Consider the following 10,506-nt stretch of genomic DNA (forward strand, 5'->3'; position numbering starts at 1 on the left):
CGTGGGAGACGCAATGTTCCGTTTGCTGATCCTCATCAGCTGGATGTTCGTCATGCCTTCAGCGCTGGGAGCTGAAGAGGACCCCACCTTTATCATTGAATCCGACCGCTTCTCGATGCGCCAGGCCAATGATTACCGGGTTGGCAACATGAAGCAGGCGCTGACTGACGCCGAAATGCTCAAAATTTTCAATGACCATGCCTATGAAAAAACTGACCGCTTTACCATGAAATACAAACAGTATCTCTATTTCGTCTATGTCCTGGATAATCGAAGTGGTCGCACGCAGACGGTCTATTTACGCTACCCGATGTGGTTTAAGGACTCCAAAACCTGGCTGCTTCAGGGGCAGACTCTAATTCCCTTGAAGGACTATCCCCGGTGGGGCGATACCCATTATATTGAACTGCCGCCCGGCGTTCATCGTATGATAGGGCGACGTTTTGCGGAAACGGAGCAGGCCGGCAAGGCGGTTGGAGTTAAGATTTACGATTTCGAAACTCTTGAAAAGGATTGGCGGGGTTTCGAAATCTACATGTCCACTGTCTTTAGTGCGGTGGTCGTCATGATGTTCTATAACTTTGGCATGTACCTCGTGTATCGCCGTATATATTTCCTTTTCTATATCATTTACAGCGGCGCGGCCCTTTATGCATTGGCTATGATTTCAGGGTATTTGCCTTATCAAGTCCCACTTTTGAGCCTGGGTGGCCTCGTGGGAGCTGTGGCCCTGCTGCTCTTTTGCAACTCGTCACTCAACCTCAGGCGAAAACATCGTCGCCTGTTTCAGTCCTCGCTCGTCTGCGGCGGCATCTGCCTCGCATTGTCGGTTTTTTCCATGATAACTGGTCACTGGGGAGGCTTTTCCCTCGCCATGCCTATTGTTATGAGCTACTGCCTTGTCGTTTCCGTTGCCAGTTTGCGCAGTGGTTATCGGCCAGCCTTATACTTCGTACTGGGCTGGGGCATTTTTCTGGTTTGCTGCAGCCTTGTCGTGATCAACGTCGCCCTATGGAGCCTTTCCTATTTCAATCACCTGGCGATCTTTGGTTTTGCGGCGGAAATCAGCCTCTTCTCGTTTGCAATCGGGCAGAAGGTCCGCCTTGCCGAGCAGGAAGCCATGCGTGCCAACGAGCATGCATTCAATCAACTGAAGAAAGTCTTCTATCCGCATCAGATTGATAAGATCAAGGACGGGTTGGCGATTGAAGAAACCATGCCCACTAGCGAGAAGGAAGCCTGTGCGCTATGCTTTGACATCATTGGCAGCTCGCGCATCAAAAGCACGCTGGGGCGTCCCTTTATCGAGGATTCGATCAAAGCCTGCGAATCGTCCCTGACGGAACACTATGACGGCAACACCATGGCCGCCACGGGCTATCGTGTGAAGGAAATGGGCGACGGTTTTCTGTGTACTGTCGGCTATCCTTTTCAAACCGTGGATCATCAAAATCCGGCCGTGTCGGCTGTCGAGCTGGCTCTCAACTTCGTCAGAATTTTCCAACAGCACGTGGATACACTGGCTCCCGATGAGCTGATTTTTTGTTCAGTCGGTTTGGCCTTTGGCCGTATTCAAGGCCATTTTCCCAAGGTGGGTGTTGCGGAATATGAAGTGGACGGACGAGCCGTGGATCTTGCACAGCGTTATGAGTCGTTCCGCAAGAGCTATTTTCCCAATGGTCCCAGCGGCCATATCATAACGGTGCATACCTTGCTGTATGAACAGCTGCCTTTCCATCTGCAAAACGTCTTTACCAAAGTCAATCTGCGCGACGCCCAGATTGTCATGCGAGATGACCCAGGCGTCACTCATCTCTACTATTGCTTATTAAGCCCACATGCTGTCCGTGATGCCCAACAGGTTTCCGCCTGAAAGATGATATATTCCAAAAAAATATATGATTATCGAAATAAATTCGACGACTCTCGGTTCGTTTTGCGGCAAATTCGCAACGGACGGTTTGACACTATTTGCAAAATAGGGCACTCTAAGAATCCACTAAAATGGGTCAGCACGATGATGGACGAAACTCCTTCCGCCACAGGTTTTTTATTCTGTTGATGCAAAAGGCTCACAGTATTTTTTCTGACATTTCGCTTGATCTTTATTTTGAGTTGCCACCTGGTAGGGATACTGGAGGCAATTTATGCTGAGAGGAATTGCACGATGCAGCCATCAGAGCTTTCTGTTGTAGGATTAGGTAGCGGCCATCTGGATCATGTCACCTTAGGCGGATTGGCTCTGCTGAAGGATGCTGATGCCATCATTCAGGATGGTTATCTGAACGCTGATCTTGGAACGGTGGGATCCCCACACAAACGTAACATTGTTCATGCTGCCACGCAGGATGTGGGGCGCATGGAAGCCGAATGTCGTCAGGTTGTCGACCTGATCCGCAGCGGATCGAAAGTGGTGCGCCTGACTTATGATGATCCAGATCATAAGAAGCGCCTTGAGCTCGAATTGAAAATCCTGCGCCGCCTGGGTGTTAAGAAGCGTTTTGTACCAAGCCTGCAGGCCCTGCATCACGAGGCCTGGAATCTGCGGCTGCCGTGGCTGTCTGAAGCCGCGCCCAGCAATTTTCGGGTGATTCCCTCGACCCAGGTACGGGGTGATCGCAATTTCTGGCGGTATCTGGCGGACGAAGCGCAAACCCTGGCCTTGGATGTCGGTCGCGGGAAACTCGAGAATTTTATGGAGCGACTTTTACTTGCGGGAGCGGATCCTGAGCGACCGGTGGCATTGGTCGATCATCATCCCACGCAAAGTCCCATCTGCTGGCTGACCACGCTCGAGGAGGTGGACGAGCTTTTGCCGCAATGGAAACCGCAGGGCGCGACCATTGTTTATATCGGGACATGGCCCCACGCGATACGGGATACCGAGTCGAATAAAAGTTTTTGGGGTTCTTTGGAAGCGGCCGCTGAAGTCTGGTTGCGTGCGCAAAGGGCCCAGCGAGCTTAAAGGAGGGGCGGGGACGTTGATCCCCGCTGTCTTGGGATCAGCCTTTGATCGCCTGATAACGAACCACACCGCCTACGATCTTTCGCGCAATGTTTTCACGCTTGGGCCGGCGGGCCTGAATGTGAACGACCGAGCGATCATAACTAATAATCACTTTATCAAAAGGCACTTGGAGTTCGTCGAGAGTCTCGGCGATTCTCTTCAATGAGGCGCCTTTGCACACGATATCCACAGCGGCTTTGTCGTCTTCCGCCATATGCCAGCTTTCGGGTGAACCGAACATGGCTGCGTTCAATTCACGGCTACGGAAGCCGGAAACGATCGTAATATGTTTGCCGAGTTTTTCCTTCAAAGGATCCAGCACCATGGTGCAGAGATACTTGAGGTTCTCGATCTGCGTTTCGCTTGGGGTGTTGCTGATGTTCTTCTTCTTGCCCAGCTCGGTCCAGGTCAGCTGCTCCAGCGTGAAGTAGCGCGACAGCATGGGTTCCACTTCAAACTCTCCAGAGATGGGCAGAACCTCGACAGCCGTTTCCAAATACTCTGATGTTCTTGTCGCCATAGTAGGGCCTTTCCTTTCAAACCATGTCTGGCAAGCAGCGACAGGCTGCCTACTCTTGAATCATAGCAGTAGCCTTTATGGCGTGCAATGGCGGCGCTTTGCCGGCTGCTGGGTAAAGTTTTCCGGCTCCGGCCAGTCCAGAGCCCTTGCTGGCCTCACCTTCCTGCGTCCCCCTATTCTGGCTTTGCACACCAGGAGATTTTTGCCGACAATTAGACTCCATCAAGACAGAGGCTTCAATTCGTGTTAATGGTCGTTGTTCCATCCAGGAGACTTTCATGGTTGTAAAGAAAAAGGCTGGCAGCAAGGCGGTTGGTGATCGACGTAATTATCGTTACTACGACCTCATCATGGCCGCGTTCGTCTGTGTTCTCCTGTGTTCGAATCTCATCGGCGTGAGCAAGGTTGTAACGGTGGCTGGATTCACGTTCGGTGGCGGCAATCTGTTTTTCCCGTTGAGCTATCTGTTCGGAGATATCCTGACCGAAGTCTATGGCTATGCCCGGAGTCGTCGGGTTGTCTGGGCCGGGTTCGGGGCCATGATTTTTGCTTCGCTGATGGCCTGGATTGTCGTCACCCTGCCACCCGCCGAAGGTCATGCGGGGCAGGAGGCACTGGAACAAATTTTTGCGTCGACGCCGCGGATTGTGGCGGCTTCGATCTTTGCTTATTTTATCGGAGAAATGACCAACTCTTTTATTCTGGCGAAATTGAAAGTACGCACGGAAGGACGGTTTCTCTGGTTGCGTACGATTGGATCGACCATGGGTGGCGAGGCCATCGACAGCCTGCTCTTTTATCCGCTGGCCTTCTACGGCACCTGGTCGAATGATCTCTTGCTGAAGGTCATGCTGGCGAATTACGTGATTAAGGTGGGCTGGGAAGTCCTGGCTACGCCTTTGACCTATCGTATTGTGAGTTTTCTGAAGAAGAAGGAAGACGAAGATTACTTCGATCGCGACACCAATTTCACACCCTTTAGTTTGAAGGTGTGACTGACTCAGGGGATGACTATGCGTTTCAACCATTTTTGGATGGCCCTTACTCTGGCAACCACGGCACCTTTAGGGGCCGCACCAGCGCTGGAAAAATTGAAGACGGAAGCGGAAAAGACCGATTGGAAAAGGACGGGGCGCTACAGTGAAGTCGAAAGACTCTGCGAGGAGTTTCCCAAACATTTTCCTAAACAGGTCGTTTGTCAGAAATTTGGAACGACGCCCGAGGGTCGTCCCATGCTTTCGCTTGTGATAGGGGATACAAAAAAGCGGGATCGCCCGGTTATCCTGTTCCAAGGCGGTATTCACGCCGGTGAGATCGATGGCAAGGATGCCGGTTTTCTTTTTATTCGGGAAGTCCTGGAAGGCAAGCGCCTTCCCGGCATTTTGCAGAAGGCCACGCTGGTTTTTGTACCTGTGTTCAATGTCGATGGTCATGAGCGGTTTGGGAAAAACAACCGGCCGAACCAGGTCGGCCCCGAGGAAATGGGCTGGCGCACCACAGCGCAGAATTACAATTTGAATCGCGATTATTTGAAGGCCGATGCTCCCGAGATGCGCGCCATGCACGAACTTTTGAATCGTTGGGATCCTTTGGTTTACGTGGATCTGCATGTGACAGACGGAGCTCAGTTTCAGCATGATATTGCCGTGATGGTGGAACCGACTCTGGCGGGACCGGAGCCGCTGAAAACAGCAGGGGTCGCCTTGCGCGATCAGATCATGATCGACCTCGCGCAGTTCGGTCATAAACCACTTTGGTTCTATCCCAGCTTTGAAGAGGATGATGATCCCACCAGTGGCATCGCCGCTCGGCCGCAGCCACCGCGTTTTTCCAACGGCTATTGGGGTCTGCGCAATCGCTTTGGTATTCTGGTCGAAACTCATTCCTGGCGCGATTATGCGCATCGCTGTCGGGCCACGGTGGCGAGTCTGGATTCCATCGTGAAGGCGACAGCGGCCAACGGCAAGGCCTGGCGTGCAGCGGCGGAAGCGGCCGATCGCGAAATGAGTCAGCTGGCTGGGAAAACGGCGATCTTAAGCTATAAAAATTCCGATAAGGTCGAGAATTTTGATTTTCTGGGCTATAGGTACGTTCGCCGTGATTCGCCTGTCTCGGGTCAACTGATGACCGTCTATGATCCGACGCAACCTGAAGTGTGGAAAATGCCTCTCAAGAAAGAGGTCGTGCCGGGTCAGCAGGTTGCCGCTCCTGCCTCGGGCTATGTCGTGCCCGTAGCCTACCGTAACCTGGTCGAACCACGTTTAAAATCCCATGCTTTACAGTATCAGGTGCTGAACCAGAGCCAGGATGTGACGGCATCGGTTTATCAGATCACCGACGTCAAGCTTGCTTCCAGTAGTTATGAATCGCATCAAAGAGCTGAATACAAAGGCAAGTGGAGCCAGGCTCAGGAAAAAATCAATGCTGGCTCACTCTGGGTTCCCATCGCGCAGCCCGGCGCCATCCTTCTCATGCAGCTCCTGGAACCTGAAAGTCCCGATTCATTCCTGACCTGGGGATACATGAACGAAGTTTTCGAGCGTAAGGAATATATGGAGCCTTATGTCGCCGAAAGCGTCGCGCAGGAGATGCTGAAGGATCCAGCTGTGAAGCAGGAATTCGAAAAAAAGCTGGCGGATGATCCAGCCTTTGCGAAAAGCCCTCAGGCCCGGCTGGATTTTTTCTATCGCCGCCATCCGAGTTATGATGAGCGCATGAATCGTTATCCCATCCTCCGCCTCGAAACAGGGCCGCAGATTTTGACGAGTAAGGTGAAATAAAGCTCTAAGCAACCGTGCCGATGGGGAAGCTGAAACGCTTCCCCTGGACAACGTGGCTCTGCATAGCTGCATTTCATCCTGCCCTGCGCATGGACGCAGTCATAAGTGTCTCGGCTGAAAACTTCATGTGTAGGACCGTTCCGCCACCTTCTGCATCCTCCATGGATATAGTGCCCCCGAGTTCCGAGCAGATGCTTTTAATCGCACTGAGGCCCACACCCCTGCCGCTGGTTTGGCTGGTGGCCTCCGCTGTGCTTACGCCATCGAAGAAAAGGACATCCGTCAGCGACTGTCCAGGCCCGGGAACAAAACCCTTCTCCTCGGCCTTTTTCCTGAGGACTGACCAGTTGATGCCGGCACCATTGTCGGTGACCTTCAGTTCAATCTGAGAACCGCGTGGCAGAGCCTCGATCCGGATCAGCGCAGGCCTGACGCTTTGATTCCGCTCGAGAGGGCGAATGAAGCCGTGATCCATGGCGTTCGAGACAGCATGCAGAAGCATTTTATGGATGACGGGCAGAACTTCAGGCTTCCAGTCGAGAACATGATCGAGAACCATAAGGCCCTCCTGGGGACAGCCGGCTCTGCTCAGACGTTCCTTCATGTCCGCAGCGTATAGATTGGCATAGTCATACAGGTCGGACGCAGCTGCCTCGACACCCCCCTGGCTCGGCTGAAAGGCATTCACGAGCTGCTCATAATCCTCACAGGAGAGGCTGAGAGCCTTCCATCTGTCCCTAATCTGTGATGGGGAAAGCGCTGCAGATGGGACCAGGGCCGACTCCATTTCATGGATGCCGCCGGCCAGAAGCTTGAGACCGAGCGTTCGCGCCGCCCCCTTCCAGGTATGAAGCCTTCGCAACGCGGCGGGCTGATCCTCAGACTGAAGGACGCTTTCACCAAGTTTGGCCCATTCCTCCCTGAATTCCGCGAAGAGGCTGCGAATGTGCAGTATTTTTCCGCCCAGCACTTCCTCGAGCTTTTTCCGGAGGAGCTCTACTCTTTCCGATTCCTCGCGAGCCTTTTTTTCGATCGCCCGGAGCGAGGTGATATCACGGACAGACACAAGAAAGCGGGTGATGAGCCCTTTGGCATTAAAGAGCGGCTGCCAATGAAGAGCCAGGATGGACTCCCCATGGTGCACCTCGATGGGCAGATGAGCCTCATTGAATTCCCAGCTCAGCTGGTCGCTTCCCAAACATGCCTGAAGAGTCTCCCGGGCAATGACACCCTGATCGGAAGAACCGGATTCGGCTGCAAAGAGGAGCTCTAAAAATAGCCCACCTCCAAGTGACTCTGGCTTCTTTTCGAAAATTCTATCAAGGTGCGGGGAGTATCCATTCTGGATCCGAAGGTCCTCGCCAAGCACCAGGATGCCCTCATTGATATGATCGAGAACCTCCTTCATTTTCTGCCGGCTTCGTTTAATCATCGCAGCCTGCCGACCGACCAGCACAAGTGCGCCGCAAACGAGAAGCGCAAGGCCACCGGCCACCATAGATACGATTCTGAATTTGCCCAAGAGCTGAATCTGCTCAGCCTGCATCCGGTTTTGATCTGATAGTGTTTGATTGCGCAGCTGCATGTATTTTTTACCGGCGTCCTCAGTAAGCAGCTCCTTTTGCAGGTCAACGTACTTTGTAAGGTAATTTAAGGCGTCTTTATGATGTGCCAAAACCCTATGGGCTTCAGTCAGCTGCAAGTAAATGCTTTGGAGATCCTGTTTGAACTCTGCTGGCACGATCTTCAAGGCCTTTTCCGCTGCTTTAAGGGCCAGTTCCGGCTGATGATTCAGACGATAGGATTCAGCCACGCTCGTTAAAGACGAAGCGGTCCATTCCAGTAAGCCCAGCTGCTCAAATGCATTTACGGCTTTTTCTCCATAGGAAATTGCTGTTTTGTAATTCTTTACTATATTGTAGGCCTTGTTCAAACCATAGTACGAGTAAGCATGAACTTCAAAATCTTGAAGCTGCTCACCGAGATCCCCTGTTTTTAAAAAGTATGGAATGGCCTGCTCGGCGGCAGCAGAATCGGCCTTTTCCGCTAAGCCGAAGCCAAAATTATAATATACGTCAGCGCACGTTCGGCGTATTCTTTTGGCAATGCAGATAGCATCAAGATTTTTATATATAAGCTCGGATTCCGATAGCTGGCCCAGGTTCGCCAGGACATTGGCAAGAATCAGGAATGTTTTCGCGTCCAATGCAGACAAAGTGCTATCCGGATGTCCCAGTATTTCCTGTAATTCATTTATCAGTAGAGGAATCTCCCGGTGCTGCGCCGCTCTTGTGGAAAGTTGATAGGCTATATAAGACAAGGCATAAGCTTTCACATGAGGGTCTTCGATCTGATGCACCACGGTCAAGAATCGATCCTTCAGCTCAAAAAATTCATCCTGATAATGGTTAACTCTTTGAAAGAGCCACAAGAACTGAATCTCCTTCAGTGATACTGGCAATTTGCTGCGATTGATCAGCTCCTCTGTGTCTTTTAAAATAGCCCCGGCATCCAACCCAAGATCCGCTTTTAAAGAATCTTCTATAACAAAACTTATCAACCATCCAGCTCGCGCCTTTATAAGATCACCCTGTTCCTGCGCTGGCCGATCCCATATAGCACGAAGATGCTGAATTAAGCTCTTTGGGTTATCCAAGCCTTGCCGAAAAAGCTCGTCACGGTCAACGCTGGTCAAGACCGGTTTTTTCAATATGTCCTCAAGCGATTCCTCATTGGCCTCAGCCCACTGAGGCACCGCCAGAAGCCAGAACATGATCAAAAGTAAAAATCTCATAATTTTCCCGCTAATTCATGGGAGGCAATGGACGCTTGATCGGTTGGATTTTTCCGGCCGACATTATTTGTTTAAGGATATCCAAAGACTGCTCAGGAAAAAAGGAGTCTTTCCTTGAACCGCATTATGGTCGGGTGCCTTGATCTTGGATTCAGGCTCACGCACTGAATTTCAAATGTTCATTGGTTGCTGCAAAGCCCTTGACCAGCAGACTGCCCTCACCCTGGTCATTGGCGAGAAGATGAGTGTCGCCCTGGAAGCTGCGACACAGCTCCCTGACCGCCGAGAGGCTCACCCCCCGTCCGCTGGTGGCCGAGGTCTCCTGACCCGTGGAGCGGCTCGTGAACATGTCGCGCATCAGGGACTGGTAGGCTTCGATCTCCTCGCGAAGCACCGTAAGGGCTTGACTGATGACCTCCGCCTTCCGCACGGAAAGGGCGCTTTCCAGGGTTGTGTTGCGTTTGCAGAAGCTGAGCGAGGGGAAGCAAGGATTGGCGAACGATCATGCAGCGACGGAATAGAAGATCTCTGCAGAGGTATTGCCCTCTGCTCTGACCTCCCGTTTTCGAATTATTCTCATCGACTCAAAGCCATTAATTGTAATCCTTGCAGTTCGGAATCTCCCAAAGCCCAAGGTGGCTCTGCATAGCTGCTTGATGGGCCTATGGTCCTGCTCGATAATGTTGTTCAAATATTTGTTCTGACGAATTTCGATATCGGCTCCAGCGTCGCCATTATAGTCATTGATCGCAGATGTGTTGGCTCCGCTTTTGTCGATAGTGATTTTTATCGGTTCACCGTTTGACTTGATTGCCTTGCACAGGAAGCGCTTTGCAGCTTTTCCATCCCGCTTTGCCGTGAGCAGATAGTCCACGGTATCGCCTTCCTTATCCACAGCCCGGTAGAGGTATTTCCACTGGCCTTTGACCTTGATTTACGTCTCGTCCAGGCACCAGCTTTTGCCCAAAGGCCGCTTGAGCCGGCGCACAGCCTTTTCCAGCCCTGGCGTGAACTTGATGCAGGGCCCCGGAAAGAATGACTATAAAATAAGCGGCCAGCTAAAATTACTGGGAAATTTTGGAATTACGACTTTCGTGAAAGCCTTAATATCAAGGGCCTGCTGAAATTCCAGGCATTCTTTCCGGGGCTCTGGTCAAGGTTCCTGCCCAAAAATTCTGCTGAATGTCCCGTCGCTTTTTACTTTACGAATCGCCTTTGCCAGTCGATGAGCAAGCCCTTCATGTTTTTTTGCCATAAAAATATAAAGTGGGGCTTTGTGTAGTGAATCGCTAAGAAAAACTTCACGTTTTGTTTCTGTTTTGGCAATTTCGAGCGCTTCCATTAAGGTAACGAGTATACTATCCACACGATTCGTTCGCAGCATTTCCATGCGATTGGCGCTCTG

The 10,506-nt window shown here is 51.7% G+C and carries 8 protein-coding genes and 1 pseudogene; 4 read left to right on the forward strand and 5 right to left on the reverse strand.

What is annotated here, in order from left to right:
* Positions 1 to 13 precede the first annotated feature (13 nt).
* Positions 14 to 1,873, forward strand: a complete 1,860-nt coding sequence (locus VE954_RS34305; protein WP_324961571.1) for a 7TM diverse intracellular signaling domain-containing protein — start codon at positions 14 to 16, stop codon at positions 1,871 to 1,873.
* Positions 1,874 to 2,167: 294 nt separating this feature from the next.
* Complete coding sequence (locus VE954_RS34310) at positions 2,168 to 2,965, forward strand: SAM-dependent methyltransferase (RefSeq protein WP_324961573.1); 798 nt, start codon at positions 2,168 to 2,170, stop codon at positions 2,963 to 2,965.
* A gap of 37 nt (positions 2,966 to 3,002) precedes the next feature.
* Here VE954_RS34310 and VE954_RS34315 read toward each other — a convergent pair whose 3' ends face one another.
* On the reverse strand, positions 3,003 to 3,527 hold the full coding sequence (locus VE954_RS34315; protein ID WP_324961574.1) for a D-Ala-D-Ala carboxypeptidase family metallohydrolase: 525 nt from the start codon (positions 3,525 to 3,527) through the stop codon (positions 3,003 to 3,005).
* A gap of 278 nt (positions 3,528 to 3,805) precedes the next feature.
* Here VE954_RS34315 and VE954_RS34320 point away from each other — a divergent pair, with 278 nt between their 5' ends.
* Positions 3,806 to 4,522, forward strand: a complete 717-nt coding sequence (locus tag VE954_RS34320) for a queuosine precursor transporter (protein ID WP_324961576.1) — start codon at positions 3,806 to 3,808, stop codon at positions 4,520 to 4,522.
* Positions 4,523 to 4,540: 18 nt separating this feature from the next.
* Positions 4,541 to 6,307: a M14 family metallopeptidase gene (locus tag VE954_RS34325; protein WP_324961578.1), complete on the forward strand. Its 1,767-nt coding sequence runs from the start codon at positions 4,541 to 4,543 to the stop codon at positions 6,305 to 6,307.
* Between the two features lie 73 nt (positions 6,308 to 6,380).
* On the opposite strand, the gene VE954_RS34330 is transcribed toward VE954_RS34325, so the two are convergent.
* The 4 genes and pseudogenes from VE954_RS34330 to VE954_RS34345 all read right to left on the reverse strand — a co-directional run.
* Entirely contained in the window at positions 6,381 to 9,101 is a 2,721-nt protein-coding gene (locus VE954_RS34330) for an ATP-binding protein (RefSeq protein ID WP_324961580.1), read from the reverse strand.
* 157 nt (positions 9,102 to 9,258) lie between these two features.
* Complete coding sequence (locus VE954_RS34335) at positions 9,259 to 9,531, reverse strand: hypothetical protein (RefSeq protein WP_324961582.1); 273 nt, start codon at positions 9,529 to 9,531, stop codon at positions 9,259 to 9,261.
* A 72-nt stretch (positions 9,532 to 9,603) separates the two neighbouring features.
* On the reverse strand, positions 9,604 to 10,035 hold the full coding sequence (locus tag VE954_RS34340) for an IS6 family transposase (RefSeq protein WP_324961586.1): 432 nt from the start codon (positions 10,033 to 10,035) through the stop codon (positions 9,604 to 9,606).
* A gap of 219 nt (positions 10,036 to 10,254) precedes the next feature.
* Positions 10,255 to 10,506: pseudogene (locus tag VE954_RS34345) on the reverse strand (transporter substrate-binding domain-containing protein); the annotation flags it as partial.

Source organism: Oligoflexus sp., assembly GCF_035638955.1.
Classification (GTDB): domain Bacteria; phylum Bdellovibrionota_B; class Oligoflexia; order Oligoflexales; family Oligoflexaceae; genus Oligoflexus.

Excerpts from the sequence above, each read along its gene's own strand:
- VE954_RS34305 (WP_324961571.1), top strand. The coding sequence starts at position 14 with ATGTTCCGTTTGCTGATCCTCATCAGCTGGATGTTCGTCATGCCTTCA.
- VE954_RS34310 (WP_324961573.1), top strand. The coding sequence starts at position 2,168 with ATGCAGCCATCAGAGCTTTCTGTTGTAGGATTAGGTAGCGGCCATCTG.
- VE954_RS34315 (WP_324961574.1), bottom strand. The coding sequence starts at position 3,527 with ATGGCGACAAGAACATCAGAGTATTTGGAAACGGCTGTCGAGGTTCTG.
- VE954_RS34320 (WP_324961576.1), top strand. The coding sequence starts at position 3,806 with ATGGTTGTAAAGAAAAAGGCTGGCAGCAAGGCGGTTGGTGATCGACGT.
- VE954_RS34325 (WP_324961578.1), top strand. The coding sequence starts at position 4,541 with ATGCGTTTCAACCATTTTTGGATGGCCCTTACTCTGGCAACCACGGCA.
- VE954_RS34330 (WP_324961580.1), bottom strand. The coding sequence starts at position 9,101 with ATGAGATTTTTACTTTTGATCATGTTCTGGCTTCTGGCGGTGCCTCAG.